This window comes from Methanoculleus nereidis (assembly GCF_032944295.1).
GTDB classification, from domain to species: Archaea; Halobacteriota; Methanomicrobia; order Methanomicrobiales; family Methanoculleaceae; genus Methanoculleus; species Methanoculleus nereidis.
This window is the reverse complement of record NZ_JABFFQ010000004.1, coordinates 125,088-140,834: the sequence shown is the minus strand read 5'-3', so window position 1 is coordinate 140,834 and position 15,747 is coordinate 125,088. Positions and strand designations below refer to the sequence as shown.

Below are 15,747 nucleotides of genomic sequence, written 5' to 3'. Positions count from 1 at the left end.
CGCTGCCGCGAAGAACACAGGATTGCTATCCCCGCACCACCCCTTCGCGTGCGGCTGGCACCCGGCCCGCCAAACCCGCAGAATCAGGTGAAATGGTCCGGTAGTCCGGGCATGCAGAGGGGCGTCCGGATCGCGTTCCCGGAGAAGGCAAGCAGGCCACGATCATTCATTATTTCATGGCAGTCATACCTTCTGGTGAATGACACCGAAGGTCTCACCCGGTACCTGCCTGCTCTGCAGGGCTCCCGTGACAAAACAAAAGGCCCTGAAACACGGCATGGAATGCCTTCAGGCGTCGGGCTGGCCCACCGGAAAGAAGCCCTCCCTCCTCATCATGATACGGGGGCGGGACAACAAGAATTACTGGCTGGTAGTTCTCGCACGACACGACGCACGGCTTAGAGACCTCGACCAGCTGATCCGCGACGTGTGGGTGGAGTGTTGCGGGCATCTCAGTTCCTTTGAGATAGAGGGAGTCATCTACGAATCGGATGCCGAGTGCTCCACGGACGCCATGAACGCCCCCCTTTCGCATCTCGTTTCGCCGGGCAGCATGTTTTCCTATGATTACGACTTCGGTTCCACCACATCGCTGGACCTGAAGGTGATCGGGGAGACACCCGTTGCCCCGCTGAACGCTCTGCTCGGTCTGATCGCACGGAACGACCGGCCGGTCATCCCCTGCGACCTCTGCGGCGGCGAGGCCGGATTTGCTCTGGACGATCCTGACGGGGAGATCCCGCGTTATTACTGCCGCGAATGTCTCGCATCAGCCGGTTGCGATCCTGAATATGTGGGCATCATTGCCAACTCCCCGAGAAGCGGCGTCTGCGGCTATGCCGAGGACCCGGCCGCTGCACTTCCCTGGTATCCTCCGGGATGGAGCGCGGACGAGATCGTTCCTGATGAACTGGATGATGCTCTGGACGAGATCGCGTTTGATGACGAAATCGAGATAGAAACCTCGATTGCTGCCGTCATCCAGGATATCGGGCCTGATATCGATGCGTTTGTTGAGGCGGAGAAGGCAGCATACGGTGAAGAGGCCGCCTGTATGGCCGGGGAGAGCGTCATGGCCTTCTGTACCTTTATGCATGCCCTCTACGGATTGACGATCGATGCATGGGGTGCCCTGTCCGTGCAGAGGTGCCTGGTCGATGAACTGTCGCAAAACCCGGTCTTCCCGGAAGACTGGCCAGAGAACGCCGTCCCGATCCTCTGCCGGTTCCTGACACACATGGAGGCATCCGGCCGCCTCACAAACGCTTCCGGGCTCATTGCCGCCCTCGAAGAATCGGAACCCGCCTTTCAGAAAGCAGCCACGAGCCCGGAGAAGAGCCTGGCTCTCTTCAGGCGCATCCTGGTGAAAGCACAGGAAGCGGGCATCGACACGAACGACATGGATGCGTTCTTCAATTTCACGATGAGAGAGATCGTCCGGATGGCCGGGATGGACCCGGACAGCGAAGAAGTCCAGAAAGAACTCTCCAGCCTGCTCGCGGACGAACTCCTGAAATCGGGCGCCGACGACCTGCGCGCCGCCACGATCCTCGTCCAGTGCACGGATTTCTGCAATCGGTTTGAGGACGACACCATCCTGGATCGTTGCAGGGAGATCATCAGGGATATCTTCGACCATCCGGCCGCACCGCTCTCACGGGGAGACGTGGTTCTCTGGAGTGCGGCGATCGTGTATGTAGCCTGCCGGGAAGCGAACCTGATCCGGTCGGGAAGAGGCGGTTCTTCCCTTACGCAGGATATCGGCTTTTTCTTTGGCTTTGAGCGATCATCGATCCAGAATAAAGCGAAGGTGCTGAAAAAACTCCTCTCCGGCCGATAGCGCCGTCAACAAAAGGTATCAACCAGAAGAACCGATACCTTAGTGGACAGAAACCGGATTTACCCATGATCGTCATTGGTATCGACCCCGGGCTGGCAAGAACCGGCTACGGCGTCCTCAGCACCGGCGGCAGATCTCCGGTGCCGCTGACTTTCGGTTGCATCGAGACCGGCGGCGACTGCAGTCCCCCGGAGCGGCTGCTTGAGGTCCATGCAAGGATCTCCGATCTCTTCGACGAATATGATCCCGCATGGGTCGTTCTGGAGCGGCTCTTCTTCTCCAGGAACACCACCTCGGCGATGCAGGTCAGCGAGGCACGCGGCGTCCTCCTCCTCGCCGCGGCACAACACGGGATCCCGGTTGCCGAGTATACCCCCAACCAGGTCAAACAGGCGGTCACCGGGTCGGGGCGCGCCGACAAACATCAGGTGCAGGAGATGATGCGCCGGCTCCTCAGGCTGGACGAGGTGCCCCGGCCGGACGACGCCGCCGACGGTCTCGCCATCGCCCTCTGCCACATCAATATGGTGCAACTACGATGATAGCACAACTCTCGGGAGACGTGACGTCCACCGGCGACCGGTGGGTGGTGATCGATATCGGCGGCGTCGGCTACCGGGTGCAGGTGACCGGGCCGGCGCTGGAGACCCTCAGGCAGGCGCAGGGCCGCGTCACGGTCCACACCCACATGGTGGTCCGCGACGACGACATCAAACTCTTTGGCTTTCTCCATCAGCGCGAACTGGAACTCTTCACGATCCTGATCGGGGTCTCCAGCATCGGCCCCCAGATCGCCATGAACATCCTCTCCGGGATGTCACTCGAGGACTTTGCCGTTGCAATCCTTGATGAGGACGAGAAGACACTCACCCGGATCCCGGGGATCGGGAAGAAGGGCGCCAAACGTCTGATTCTTGAGTTGAAGGAGAAGATGAAGAAGCATGCGGATACCCTCGCCGTCGGCAGACGCCCGGCCGAAGCCTGCGACGCCGCGAGCGCCCTCGTATCGCTTGGTTTCTCACAACAGGAGGCAGCGGGGGCGGTTGACGCCGTCCTGCCCGGTCTGCCTGATCCGGGCGTGCAGGACCTGATCCGCGCTGCTCTTGCACATCTTCGGGAGCGCCGGTCACCATGAACGAACGCATCCCCTCGCCCTCACCCCTCAGCGACGAACCCGACGATGCGGCAATCCGGCCGGCGCGCTTCGACGAGTTCGTGGGCCAGCCGCAGATCAAAGAGGCTCTCGCCATCGCCATCGCCGCCGCAAAAAAACGCGGCGAGTCTCTCGATCATGTCCTCTTCTCCGGCCCCCCCGGCCTCGGGAAGACGACGCTCGCCCAGATCATCGCGCGCGAGATGGGAGCCGGGATCAGGAGCACCACCGGACCGGTGCTGGAGCGGCCCGGCGACCTTGCCGCCCAGCTGACCGCCCTCTCCCACGGCGACGTTCTCTTCATCGACGAGATCCATCGCCTCAACCCGGTGGTCGAGGAGATCCTCTACCCGGCGATGGAGGATTCCTGCATCGACGTGATGATCGGCGAAGGGCCGGGTGCACGCTCGGTCCAGCTCCCTCTGGAGAAGTTCACCCTCATCGGCGCCACGACAAAGGTCGGGTTGCTTGGTTCTCCCCTCCGTGACCGGTTCGGCTTCATCTTCCGCCTCAACCTCTACGAGGTTCCCGACCTGGTCAGGATCGTGGAGCGGAGCGCCCGGATCATGCAGACCTCGATCACTCCGGAAGGAGCGGCCGAGATCGCAAAGCGGAGCCGCGGAACGCCCCGGATCGCAAACCGGCTGCTCCGCCGGGTGCGGGACTTCGCCATGGTCCGGGGGGACGGCCGCATCGACGCTGAGACGGCCGACCGCGCCCTGACCATGCTCGGCATCGACCACCTGGGCCTTGACGACCTCGATCGTCGAATTCTATCGGTTATTGCAGACGACTTCGATGGCGGGCCGGTTGGCGTCAGGACGATTGCCATCTCGGTCGGTGAGGAGGTGCGAACCGTTGAGGAGGTATACGAGCCGTACCTGATCCAGATCGGGTTTATAAAGCGCACACCCCAGGGGCGGGAGACGACCGGGGCGGCCCTGCGTCACCTCGAAGGCGACCGGTAGCACCGGAACCCCCTCAGATAATCCCCATCTCCGACAACCGCGTCGGTAGGTACTCCTTCGTCACGAAGTCGAGTCCCCGGCTTGCGAACGCCTGCTGTTCCGACTTCAGCTTCATCTCGAGCTGCAGGTTGATCTGGTTCCTCCAGTAGTCGGTTGCAAACCTCGGATCGGTCAGCTCCGCTTTTAAGGCGTTGACGTCCTGCTCGGTGAGGTGGTCGGCCGGGAGGTTGTAGTCGGAGATGTCGGAGGGCTGCACCCCGATGAACTGCGCCTGAGGGGTCGCGAGGAGTTCCGACATATGCGCGCTCTTGATCGAGCCGTAGGCGACGCTCGCGTAGATCCGGTAGGACCAGGGGTCGCCGTCGGTGAAGACCACGACGGGAAGACCGAGCGAGTCGTTGAGCTTGCGCAGGACTCTCCGCGTCGAGCGCGCCGGCTGCCCCTTGAGGTGGACCAGAACCGCCCCGTACTCTTCGTCGAACCCGTTCTCCATCAGACGGGCGTACATACCGCCGGTCTCGATGGCGATGACGAACTTCGCGTCGTGATCGACGAATTCGAGGTTATCGACGTTGTTCGGGATGGGGTAGCCAGCCTCCCCGACATCCTCCTGGCAGTGCATCTCCTTGACGCCCCGGCGGGTGGTCTCCCGGATCCGCAACGGCCCGAAGACCGAGGCCCCGTCCTCCTCCGGCCGGAGGTGAAACGCCTCCCGCTGCACCTCGGTGATGATCTCGAGGTCTTCGATGAGATGGTTGCTCTCATCCTGAGCACCGAACTTCGCCTTCTTCCAGCCTTCTGAGATGTAATACAACTCTCTCAGGGTCGACGACCGGTTCTCCACGAGCTGCTGCTTCAAAAACCCGATGAGGTAGGCCATCTTCAGGAGATGGACCGCTCCTTTTTCGTTCGTCGCCGCCCGGGTGCTCTCCCGCTCGCCGTACTTCCAGACCTCGCTTTCGTCGTCGTACGCGATATTCCGCTTCGTCCGCGTCGGCAGCCGGATGAACGGCACGATGCCGTCCCGCATCTGGTCGTACCAGGTGCGGGCGATACCGACGAGCCGCTCCTTTGCCAGCGCATCCATCTCTTCCCTAGACATCGAGATCCACCACCACTTTCCTGCCGTCCTCCACACCGCGCAGATCGACCGAACCGTCGCCCGATCCCGTGTAGGCGATCTGCCAGGCCTCACCGGCGTCGAGCGTGCGCCGCCAGACCTTGTTGTACTCCCCGTCCATACTGTCCACGAAATCCGGCCGGGGCACCGCGTCTTCCGCCGCATCACGGGAGAGGTTGTAGAGGACGAGGGTGACTTCCTTCGCGGTGTAGTTGTTCACGTCGATACAGACTTTCCCGTCGACCGTCCGCTTCTTCGCGACGACCTTGCGCATGATCTTTCCCTCGATCGGGGAGGTGTCCACCAGGGGTTGTTCCACGATCTCGCTCACTTTTATGGCGATCTCGGGGATGATCGAGCATATCGCCCGGGCACGGTCGTCCTGCTGCTTCTTCTTGTCCCGCCGGTAGAGGTAGGTCTTGAGCTCCCGGCCGAGTTCCTGGAGGACGAGGACGACCTCCCGCTCGATCTCCGGGATGGACGCGACCGCGTCCTTGCTCTCGCTCGTGAAGGGAACGTTCGTGGATGCCACGTGGACCATGACGAGCACCGGGCCCATGGGAAGGCCCTGCTGCGAGAGGCCGTAACTTTTCCAGTTCACCTGCGAGGCACAGCTCGTGATCGCGCAGGCGCCCTGCTGGTAGAGGAGCGGGACGCGGTTTGCGAACCGGAAGAGCTGGGCGGTGCCCTCGGGGGGAACCTTGCCGCCGTAGCCGATCGCCGCCTCGATGATGAACGAGTGCCCGCCGTAGACCGCGCTCGGGCGGGTGCGGGCCTTGATGAAGTCGAGCTGGATCTCCTTCTCGAGCCCCTTGCAGATCAGGTCCTCGCCGATGGGGGAGAGGCACTGCTGCGCCGGCGGGGCCGGAACCTTCACGGCCTGCATGGCGTCGAGGAGGCGTTTGAGTTCGTCCGATTCGAGTTTGTTCACCTTCCGGGTCGGTTTGAGGTTGGCGAGCCCGATCATCTCGTCCGCGGTCTTCTTCCCGACCCTGGAAAAACTGCCGATGAGGAACTCCTCGACGGTCCCGGTGTTCGCGGCCGCGATCCTCTTCAATGCCCCGAACTCGATCCCGTGGGGGTGGGGGAGGATGGGTTTCGGGCACGGCGGAACCTCATTCGATACCCGCTCGAACGTCGTCACCTCGCCATCGATATCGGCTGTTATCCGGGCGTGCGGGTTGACGATCGCCGTGAGGCGGAGATAGTCCACCAGCCGCTTCTTCGCGGCAAGGGTGCTCTTGAACTGGATCTCGATCCGTGTCCCATGTGTCCGGTCCCAGTCGATCTCCTCGTGGCTGATGATCTCCGGCTCGTTGGTCTCGGTCTTGATCATCAGCTCAAACCGGTGCGCTCTCGCCTTTGCCCCCGTCCGCGAGACGACCAGCGTCGGGATGCCGGTGGTGAGCTGCGCGTAGAGCACCGCCGCCGATATCCCGATACCCTGCTGCCCGCGGCTCTGCCGGATCTGGTGGAACCGGGACCCGTAGAGGAGCTTTCCGAAGACCAGGGGGACGTTCTCCGGCACGATGCCGGGGCCGTTGTCCTCGACGGTTATCCGGTAGACCTCGGCGTCGACCTTTTTGATCCCGACGAAGATGTCGGGGAGCACCTCCACCTCCTCGCAGGCGTCGAGCGCGTTGTCCACCGCTTCCTTGATGGTGGTGATGATGCCCCGCGTCGGGGAATCGAAACCGAGCAGGTGCTTGTTCTTCTCGAAGAACTCCGCGACGCTGATGCTCCGCTGTTGTTTGGCGAGGTCTTCAGCAAGCACCATGCCGTGCTACCTCAGCGATGGCGTCCTCAAGGCTCCTCTCCTGCTGCTCGCCGGAGTGAAGGTTCTTGAGGGTCACCGTGCCCGCCTCGACCTCGCGTTTCCCGAGAACCACGGCGAAGTCGGCCGTCTTTGCGGCGTGGGAGAGTTGGGCGCCCATCCCCCGCTGCATCAGGTCGGCCTCGGCCCGGACTCCTGCCTCCCGGAAGGCCCGGGCGACCTCGAGCGCCCGCGCCCGTGAGTCGGGCGTGCAGACGACGCCGACAACGGGTTCGTGCGCGAGTTCGAAGTCCCCGATCGAGACCATGACCCGGTCAAAGCCGATAGCGAACCCGCAGGATGCCACGTCGTCGCCGCCGAAGAGGTGGGCGAGGCGGTAGGTGCCGCCGCCGAGGATCTGGTTCTCCGCGCCGAGGTTCTTCGCGAACCCCTCAAAGACCATCCCGGTGTAGTAGTCGAGCCCCCGGGCTATCCCGAAGTCGGGCCGGTAGTCGATCTCCAGAGAATCGAGGAGCGAGAACGTCTCCTCGATCCGCGCGCGCTCCGGGACGTCGCCGGCGATCTCAAAGACCTCGGAGACGGTGCGGCACTCTCCGAGCGCCGCAAGGGGCTCTGCAAGGTGGGTGAGGTTCTTCTCGACAAGCGCTGCCTCGAGCCCTTTCTGGTCGTGCTTGTCGAGGTACGCCATGATCGCCCGCTGGTCGCCAGGATCGAGATCGGAGAGGAGATGCTTCATCGGCGCGAGGTGGCCGACGTGGAGGTCGAAGGTGACCCCGGTCGACCGGAGGGTATCGTCGGCGAGCATGATCACCTCGGCATCGGCGCTCGCCGTGTCCGCCCCGATCAGTTCGACGCCGAACTGCCAGAACTGCCGGTAACGGCCTTTCTGCGGCCGTTCGTAGCGGAAACAGTCGGCGAAGTAGTACCAGCGGATGGGTTTCGGGAGCACCTTGCCCTCGTTGACGTACATCCGGAGGACTGCTGCGGTCACCTCCGGCCGGAGCGTCATCTTTCTCCCGCCCTTGTCCTCGAAGACGTACATCTCCTGGATGATCCCTTCGCCGGACTTCATCGTGAAGAGTTCGAGGTGCTCGAAGTCGGGCGTGCAGACCTCCCGGTATCCCCACCGCCGGGCCGCGTCCCGCATCCGCTGCTCGATCAGCCGCCGCCGTTCCATCTCGTCGGGTAAAAAGTCCCGTGTTCCTCGTGGTTTCTGAAGCATTCGGTATTCTCCTGAACTAAAGTCTCTTGCGTGAACCCTTATCTTTTGTGCGCTCCGCACTGCCGAAGAACCGCTCGCGGGCGCTCTCGCCGTGCCAGACGTTCTCCCTCTCGACCCGCCCCTGGAGGTAGAGAGCCAGGAGAACCAGCCCGAGGCCGAGGTACTCCCACGCTTCGGCGTATGCGGTCACGAAAAAGCCCAGCAGGGCAAGCGCCGTGAAGGGAACCCCGAGGTATGCCGCCTTCCGGTAGCCGGGAAGACCTGTACGGTAGAATATCCGCAGGTCCCGGAGCCACAGGAAAGCGGTGACGGCAACGCCGAACCCTGCGACGTAGGCAAGATAGGACATGAGATGAAGTAATATTATACTTCCACCCCTATTTTTGTTATCGAACTATGCTGCCGAATGCCACCATCAGGGACATCCTCCGGATGTATCGTAACGGCGAGGTATCTGAGGACGAGGCGGCGGGCGCGCTCGAAGGGCTCCGCATCGAGGTTCTCGACGGCATGGCCCGGATCGATGCCGGGCGGAGCGTGCGCTGCGGGATGCCCGAGGTGGTGCTCGCCGAGGGTAAGGAGCCGGAGGCGTTTGCAGAGATCATGCTCGCGCAGGTGAAGGCTGCCGGAAGGTGTGTCGCGACGAGGCTCTCGCCGGAGCACCTCGACGCCCTGCGTGCCCGGCTGCCGCCGGACGTCCGGATGGAGCATCGGGAGGCGGCACGGGCGGTCATCCTCTCGACGGGGGATGAGCCTGTCCCACCCCGGGGCGGGACCGTCGCCATCCTCACCGCAGGGACGTCCGACATCCCCGTTGCCGAGGAGGCGAGGCTGATCGCCGAGGAGATGGGGTGCGAGGTCAGGACCGCGTACGACGTCGGGGTGGCGGGGATCCACCGTCTCTTCTCGGCGCTGAAAGACCTGATTCCGGCTGACGTCTTCATCGTGGCCGCCGGCCGGGAGGGGACGCTTCCTGCCATCGTCGCGGGGCTCGTCGACCGGCCGGTGATCGGTGTTCCCGTGAGCACCGGCTACGGCTACATGGGCGGCGGCGAGGCGGCGCTTGCGAGCATGCTCCAGTCGTGTTCGGTGCTCGCGGTGGTGAACATCGACGCCGGGTTCACGGCCGGTGCGTTTGCCGCGCAGGTCGCGCACGGGGGGAGGCGAGAATGAGCCGGGGGTTCTACGTCGGGCGGTTCCAGCCCTACCACAACGGACACCAGTCGGTGCTGGAGAGAATAGCCTGCTTTGCCGACGAGATCGTTATCGGGGTGGGTAGCGCCCAGATCTCCCACACGGTGACGAACCCCTTCACGGCAGGAGAACGGGTGCTGATGCTCACCCGGTCGCTTGAAGACCTCGACTGCCCGTTCTACGTCATCCCCATCGAGGACATCCAGCGCAACGCTCTCTGGGCCGCCCACGTCCGGGCAATGACCCCGCCGTTCGATAGGGTCTACTCTAGTAATCCGCTCGTCATTCAGCTCTTCACAGAGGCCGGGATAACCGTCCAGTCACCCGATATGCACGAGCGGCCGATCTACTCCGGCACCGCCATCCGGCAGCGGATGCTTGACGGCGAGCCCTGGGAACACCTGGTCCCCCCGGCCGTGGTGGACGTTATCCGGGAGATCCACGGCGTGGAACGGCTGCAGCGGATTGCAAAAAGCGATTAAGGGATGAGATCATGATAGAGGCGACTAACATCGGGTACACCGGGGTGGATAATGTTTAAACAACTGCGAGATCTCTTTCGACGAACCGATCCTGCTGCTGAAGAGAGCCTGGAACTCTCCTTTGATGACCTCCCAGGATGGCTCGATGCTCACGAGGAGGGAATTGAGAAAGAGCTCTCCGATGCGACGGCACCGCCCCGGGAGGCAATCCACGGCATCCTCGATCACCTCAGGGAGGCGGTCGCCCGTATGAAGACGGCCGAAGGCGATGAGGAGGTCCACCCCCGGCTCCAGGATATCTCCAGAAAGGCACTTCCCCAGTTCACGAAGTCAATGACCCAGATCCTCTCCCGCGAGCCTTCCGGCGACCCGGAGACCTTCTACGCAACCGCCGCCGAGATCCTGAAGGGCTCGCTCAAGGCGCTGAAAGGGCAGGGGAAGTACCTCTCCTCCTTTTACCCAGATGAAATGAAGGAGGTGCGCGTAGCCGTCAAAGATCTGGGGCGAGAAGTCAACACGATGAACGAGCCCCTCGCCCGGGCGCGTGACGGCCGCAGGCAGGTGGAAGATGTCCGGAAGTCGCATGCAACCCTCTCCCGGATCCGTGAGGAGTATGCCGCCGCCGACGGTCAGGTCCGGGAATATGAGACGGCGCTCGCGGAGGCGGAGAGTGAGATCCACAAGACGGAAGAGGATCTCGCTGCCCTCAAACAGCACCCGGACTATGCCCGCAAGCAGGAGATCGAGGGAAAAATCCATGAACTTGATGCCACGGGCGAGGAGGGCGGACGGGAGATTGCAACCCTTCGAACCACTGCCGTTCATGTCTTGCGGAAGGCCGGGAAGGTGGCCGAAAAGACGGGGGACAGCGCAGCGGCCGCGTCAATCGACCGGACGATCGATGCGTATACGGGCGACGGAAAAGACCCGATCGGCCCGACAGAAGCGGTTATGCCGGTCGTTCTCGCCATGATCCGACGGGAGGAACTCGCCCTCAAGAACCAGGACGAAGTCCGCCTCTTCTCCGACACCGAGACCCTGCCTGCCGCGATGGAGCGGGCGCTGGAACAGCAGCGGGACGTTCGGATGATGCGGGCAGCAGAGCAGGAGAGTCTGGCCGCGCTCCCGGGCGTGGTCGAGGAACAGCGTCTCACGGCCGCGCTCCCGGGGCTGCGCCGGGAGTCCGGGGCAAAGGCTGCCGCGAAGGCCCGGGCGGAGAGCCAGCGGGAGACGCTGCAGACTGCGTATGCTACCGAAAGCGAAAACCTCCGATCACGCACGGCTGCTCTCGCCGGCCGGGATGTGGAGGTCGACATACCCGATCTTCTGTCCCCCTGATCGGCGAGGCGCCGATCCTGGCCGATGCGACGAACGGAACGTCTGGAGCATGAGAAGCCGCTAGGCTTCGAAGTGCGACGGTTCGTAGAACCGGAGTTCGAACCCCGCAGGTGCGAAGTGCGACGGTTCGTAGAACCGGAGCTTGAGCACTCAAAGAGTGCGAAGGGAAACCCTGTTTACCCCTTGCGGATAATTATGTTACAAGGACGGTCGATGACGAATAACACCACAACATCTGGAACAGAGTCACGCCTCTGGATAGCGGTTCCTGCGGTCTCGTTTTTGGGAATCGGGATTGAGCTGCTGCTCGCATCCGTCGGCTTTCCCTATGCCATCTGGGCAGGTGTCGCAGGATGCGTGATCGCCTCGTGCATCCTCTGCTACCAGGCCTACCAAAAACCCCGGCGGGATCTCGTCTCGCTCTTCACGCCGCTTTTCGCGGTTCTCATCCTGGTCATACCAAATGAGATCAGTTCGGGTGGCGTACTCGTGCAGACGATCTTCGCGGCAACGATCACCTTCCTTGCGGTTCGGGTAGAAAAAATGTTTAATGCGCCGAAACTACAGGAGAAAACTATGAAGCAGCTGTTAAACGAATACATTGACCGGATTGAGCCGCTTCTCGCCGTTATCGACGAGGAGACCGGGCATCTGGTCGCGCAGTCCCTGCTGACGTATAAGTTCGGGCTTTATGCGAACGCAATAGAGAAGAGCACGGAAGCGCTTGCCCGACTCGATACGATCACCCCGCGCCCCGGAACCCTGGAGCGCGCGCTCCTGATCCTCCGGGAGCGCACCGCCGGCTTCGCTGAGTCCCGGGTGACGGCGAACCCGGAGCATGTCTTCACGGAGGAGGACTACGGCGATCTCGCAATCCAGCTTCGCCCGGACCAGATCGAGGACCCCACCGTGCTCGACCTCGACAACGCGCTGATTCTGCTCTACGCCGTCGGGATCGAGACCTCCCCCAATGACGAACAGGCGCTGGAGGAACACCAGCGGTTCATCATCCAGATCCTGGAATCGTATAAAGAAAAACTGGCTGCATGAGCGAACTGACCGAGGGCGACCTCTTCCGGGGTCTCCTAACGATAGCGGCGCCGATCGTCGCCGGAAACGTGCTGCAGAGCGGCCTCGAGCTGGTCGACCTTTTCTTCGTCGGCCGGCTTGGGTCGGAGGCTATCGCGGGTGTCGCCATGAGCACCTCCATCGTCATGGTGCTTATGACGGTCATCATCGGCATCGTCACCGCGAACACCGCCTTCGTCTCGCGCTACTACGGGGCGAAGAATTACGATATGGTGGCGAAGGGCGTCTCGCACACCCTCATCCTCGGGCTCGTGTTCTCGCTGATCCTCAGTGTCGTGGGTATCCTCTACGCCGAGGATATGCTCCTTCTCCTCGGCGCCGAACCGAACGTTGCACTGCTTGGGGCTTCATACCTGACGGTCCTCTTTACCGGCAGCGTGACGCTGGTCGAGCTCTGGGTGATCAACTCAACGTTTCAGAGTTGCGGCGACGCCACGACGCCGATGCTCCTCGTGGTTCTCGCGAATATCCTCAACATCGCCCTCGATCCGCTCCTGATCTTCGGCTACGGGGCAGTTCCCGCCTGCGGTGTCGCCGGGGCGGCCTACGCCACCATCATATCCCGGAGCGTGGCGTTCGCCATAGCGTTTGCTCTCCTGCTCTCGGGAAGGTCACCGATCCCCTTCTCGCTCCGGACGAAGTTCGAGTTCCCGCTCGCGTGGAGGCTGATCCGGGTCGCCGTCCCGAACTCCGTTCAGTCCGGGCTCAGAAGCGTGACGTTCCTTGCGATGATGGCGATCGTGGCGGTCTTCGGGACCGCGGCTCTCTCCGCCTATGGCATTGTCGGCCGACTGGAACTCGTCGCGCTCATGCCGGGGTTCGGGATCGCGACCGCAACCGCCGTGATCGTCGGCCAGAACCTCGGCGCGAAGAAACCCGAACGGGCGGAGGCGGGTGTGAGGCTCTCCGCGCTCATGAACGGCGGGTTCATGGCGCTCATGGGAGCGGTCTTCTACCTCGCCGCGCCCGCGATCGTCGAGGTCTTCGACCCGAGCGGTGCGAGCACGGAGATCGGCGTCTCCTACCTGCAGACGGTCGCACCGTTCTACGTCCTCCTCGCCGTCGCGATCATCCTCGGGTTCGCGCTCAACGGAGCGGGGGACACGAAGAAGCCCATGTACGCCACGTTCTTCTCCATGGTCCTTTTCCAGGTCCCGCTCGCCTGCATCCTCCCGGGTCTGCTCGGGATCGGGATCGCCGGGGTCTGGCTCGCGGTGATCTGTGGGGTCGTCCTGCAGACGGGCATACTCTTCACGATGTACCGGCACGGGGGCTGGAAGAGGACGGTAATATAGACAGGCGTCTCCTAGGAGTACTGCAAGGTTAAGTGACTCGCACCTTCGGTACTCAATATCTGGATGCCCTCGCCCGTCGCATCTTCGGCTAGCCGCAATTCAAGACGTCTAAGTCCCGTGCACGGGTTTCCACTGGACTACGCACCTTCGCACCTCCGGCGCTCAAACTCTGTTCCCGAAACCCTTCTGGGTTTCTCCAACCCCGATTCTGACGAACCGTCGCATCCTGAAGGAAAATCGTTCTTCGGCGCTCGTGCTCCGGACGTTCTGTCTATCGCAAGTCCAAGACCCTCGGTCTTCTTCTGCTCCTGCCCCCGTGCCTAACGGCGCTCAAGCTCCTGCCCTTCGGCCAGTCGCATATCGCCACGCACTGCCCCCGCCCCCCTGGGGGCGGGGGAGGAGGCCGAAGGCCGGGTGGGGTGGGGGTTACAGATGTCTCAGATAGGTGGAGACAGGGGAGGGGGGCATGCCCCCCTCCCTGTCAGCCCCTCCCCCAATGGCGATATCCCCACGGTCCACTACACGGGATCTTGCCACACTCATGTCCATTCAGACAGTCATCCCAAAGCACAATGCGCACCCGAGATCTACAAAAGAGAGCCACTACTCCCTGGAAAAACCATCGAGCCACCCGGAACCCTCTCCCGGCAAAAAAATCAGAGCGAGTCGAGGCTGATCCCGCTGAACTCGTCGGAGACCGTGTTGATGTCTTTCACGCCGAACGCGGTCTGGACGGTGGTGAGTTCGAGATCGCGCGCAACATCGCACATATAATCGATGATATCGACCGAGAGTTCCCGCTTCTGTTTGGACTTGCGGAGCTGGTCCACGAGGAACGTCATCCTTTCGGGAGACTCCATACGGAGCTTGGCGAGGCTCATCACGCACATGTAGATCCGGGTCAGGTTCCTGTCCGTTCCGGTGATGGTGTCGAAGAAGTTCCGGAGGACCTGCGCCTGGTAGACCTCGCCGCTCATGGTGATCGAATATTTCTCAATTCTATATAAATGCCTGCCGGTTTTTATCGGCGCTCCGGAGATGCCGGTTCGCCCCCCCGGGCACGGAGCAGAGGAGGCCGGCCTCCCCGTGCCAGCGGCTTATTTCCTGACGCTGACGATCTTGATGATGTCGCCGTTCTTCAGCTCGTGGGTGTCCTTGACCCGCATCCCGATCTTCGCGTCGATGGCATACAGGAACCCCTCGCCGATATCGGTGTGGACCTGGTAGGCGAGGTCGCGGGGGGTCGACCCGCGCTTCATGAGGAACGCATCGGGGAGAACCCGGCCTTTGCCGTCGGTGAGTTTGTGTTCGTCCTCGACCGGGAAGACAACGATCCGGTCGAGGAGATTGAAGACCGCGGCATCCAGAGCCTTCTGAACCCCGGTGCCGCCGAACGTCTGCACGAAGTCTGCGACCTTCTGCAGGCCGGCACGCTGCGCGGCGGTGAGGTTCGCCTCCGGGTTCTCGGTGAAACTCCGGTCGCCGGGGAGATAGCGGATGAACTTCCCCTCTGCGGCCATCCGGAGCACAAGTTCGCCTGCCGCGCTCGCAAAGACGACCTCGTGCTCCGCGAGCCGATCCAGGCATTCCTTCGGCGCCTGATCGGCCTTGTTCCCGATGATCAGCATAGGCTTGCTGATCATCATCAGCTCCCGGCAGAACCCGATCAGGTCCTCCTCCCCCGCCGTCCGGAGCTCGATCCCGACTGCCTCGGTAGCGTCGCGGACATGCTCGTAGGTTATCCCGAGGCCGGCGAAGACCTCGGCGATTGCCGCCGCAAGGGAGAAGTCCCTCGCCTGGGCCTGTCGCACGAGTTTCGCCCAGTTCCGCGAGAGGATGCCGTACATCCACATCGACATCTCGTACTGGAGGAACTCGATATCCTTCACCGGGTCACGCGAGCCGATATCGACCGGGTTTCCTTCGGCGTCCGTCGCCCCGCTGGCGTCGACGATCTGGAGGATCGCGTCCGCCTGCCGGAGATTGTCGAGAAACTGGTTCCCGAGCCCCCGCCCGAGGTGCGCCTCGGGGACAAGGCCCGCCACGTCGATCAGCCCGACCGGGACGAACCTGACGCCATCCTGGCAGTTCTCGCACGGAACGTGCATCTCCTGGCAGGGGCAGGCGGTCCGGACATACGCGACGCCGTGGTTGGCATCGATGGTCGTGAACGGATAATTGGCGATCTCTGCCTGGGCCAGGGTCGCCGCCCTGAAAAACGTCGATTTCCCACAGTTGGGTTTTCCTGCAATGGCCAGTGTGATCATGAGCA

General features: G+C 62.7%; 15 protein-coding genes. 9 read left to right on the top strand and 6 right to left on the bottom strand.

Features of this window, described 5'->3' with window-relative positions:
* Positions 1-199 precede the first annotated feature (199 nt).
* From HL657_RS07175 to ruvB, 4 genes are all read left to right on the top strand, one after another.
* Positions 200-1,840, top strand: a complete 1,641-nt coding sequence (locus HL657_RS07175) for a DUF6398 domain-containing protein (RefSeq protein WP_317296141.1) — start codon at positions 200-202, stop codon at positions 1,838-1,840.
* Positions 1,841-1,905: 65 nt separating this feature from the next.
* Positions 1,906-2,382 (top strand): crossover junction endodeoxyribonuclease RuvC, encoded by a 477-nt coding sequence (gene ruvC / locus HL657_RS07170; RefSeq protein WP_317296140.1) that lies wholly within the window; start codon positions 1,906-1,908, stop codon positions 2,380-2,382.
* A complete protein-coding gene (ruvA, locus tag HL657_RS07165) occupies positions 2,379-2,975 on the top strand; it encodes a Holliday junction branch migration protein RuvA (RefSeq protein ID WP_317296139.1) in 597 nt (198 codons plus the stop codon). Before ruvC ends, ruvA begins: the two co-directional genes overlap by 4 nt.
* Complete coding sequence (gene ruvB, locus HL657_RS07160; protein ID WP_317296138.1) at positions 2,972-3,961, top strand: Holliday junction branch migration DNA helicase RuvB; 990 nt, start codon at positions 2,972-2,974, stop codon at positions 3,959-3,961. The genes ruvA and ruvB overlap by 4 nt, the downstream gene beginning before the upstream one ends.
* Positions 3,962-3,974: 13 nt before the next feature.
* On the opposite strand, the gene HL657_RS07155 is transcribed toward ruvB, so the two are convergent.
* From HL657_RS07155 to HL657_RS07140, 4 genes are read right to left on the bottom strand one after another with little or no spacing between them, the layout of a single operon-like run.
* The gene (locus HL657_RS07155; protein ID WP_317296137.1) at positions 3,975-5,063 is read right to left on the bottom strand and encodes a DNA topoisomerase IV subunit A; all 1,089 of its coding nucleotides are present in this window, start codon (positions 5,061-5,063) and stop codon (positions 3,975-3,977) included.
* The gene (locus HL657_RS07150) at positions 5,056-6,858 is read right to left on the bottom strand and encodes a DNA topoisomerase VI subunit B (RefSeq protein ID WP_317296136.1); all 1,803 of its coding nucleotides are present in this window, start codon (positions 6,856-6,858) and stop codon (positions 5,056-5,058) included. The genes HL657_RS07155 and HL657_RS07150 overlap by 8 nt, the downstream gene beginning before the upstream one ends.
* Positions 6,845-8,077 carry a histidine--tRNA ligase gene (hisS, locus tag HL657_RS07145; protein WP_317296135.1) on the bottom strand — a complete coding sequence of 411 codons (1,233 nt, stop codon included), beginning with the start codon at positions 8,075-8,077 and terminating at the stop codon, positions 6,845-6,847. The genes HL657_RS07150 and hisS overlap by 14 nt, the downstream gene beginning before the upstream one ends.
* A 16-nt stretch (positions 8,078-8,093) precedes the next feature.
* Complete coding sequence (locus HL657_RS07140; protein WP_317296134.1) at positions 8,094-8,426, bottom strand: ABC transporter permease; 333 nt, start codon at positions 8,424-8,426, stop codon at positions 8,094-8,096.
* Between the two features lie 47 nt (positions 8,427-8,473).
* On the opposite strand from HL657_RS07140, the gene larB reads away from it, so the two are divergent.
* The 5 genes from larB to HL657_RS07115 all read left to right on the top strand — a co-directional run bounded on the left by larB (position 8,474) and on the right by HL657_RS07115 (position 13,475).
* Complete coding sequence (larB, locus tag HL657_RS07135; RefSeq protein WP_317296133.1) at positions 8,474-9,250, top strand: nickel pincer cofactor biosynthesis protein LarB; 777 nt, start codon at positions 8,474-8,476, stop codon at positions 9,248-9,250.
* On the top strand, positions 9,247-9,753 hold the full coding sequence (locus tag HL657_RS07130; protein ID WP_317296132.1) for a nicotinamide-nucleotide adenylyltransferase: 507 nt from the start codon (positions 9,247-9,249) through the stop codon (positions 9,751-9,753). Before larB ends, HL657_RS07130 begins: the two co-directional genes overlap by 4 nt.
* A 51-nt stretch (positions 9,754-9,804) precedes the next feature.
* The gene (locus tag HL657_RS07125) at positions 9,805-11,091 is read left to right on the top strand and encodes a hypothetical protein (RefSeq protein WP_317296131.1); all 1,287 of its coding nucleotides are present in this window, start codon (positions 9,805-9,807) and stop codon (positions 11,089-11,091) included.
* A gap of 213 nt (positions 11,092-11,304) precedes the next feature.
* Positions 11,305-12,141, top strand: a complete 837-nt coding sequence (locus tag HL657_RS07120; protein ID WP_317296130.1) for a hypothetical protein — start codon at positions 11,305-11,307, stop codon at positions 12,139-12,141.
* Positions 12,138-13,475 (top strand): MATE family efflux transporter, encoded by a 1,338-nt coding sequence (locus HL657_RS07115; protein ID WP_317296129.1) that lies wholly within the window; start codon positions 12,138-12,140, stop codon positions 13,473-13,475. Before HL657_RS07120 ends, HL657_RS07115 begins: the two co-directional genes overlap by 4 nt.
* Before the next feature lie 656 nt (positions 13,476-14,131).
* Here HL657_RS07115 and HL657_RS07110 read toward each other — a convergent pair.
* Both HL657_RS07110 and HL657_RS07105 read right to left on the bottom strand, forming a co-directional pair.
* Positions 14,132-14,452 carry a hypothetical protein gene (locus HL657_RS07110; RefSeq protein ID WP_317296128.1) on the bottom strand — a complete coding sequence of 107 codons (321 nt, stop codon included), beginning with the start codon at positions 14,450-14,452 and terminating at the stop codon, positions 14,132-14,134.
* Positions 14,453-14,572: 120 nt separating this feature from the next.
* On the bottom strand, positions 14,573-15,742 hold the full coding sequence (locus HL657_RS07105; RefSeq protein ID WP_317296127.1) for a redox-regulated ATPase YchF: 1,170 nt from the start codon (positions 15,740-15,742) through the stop codon (positions 14,573-14,575).
* Between the last annotated feature and the right edge of the window lie 5 nt (positions 15,743-15,747).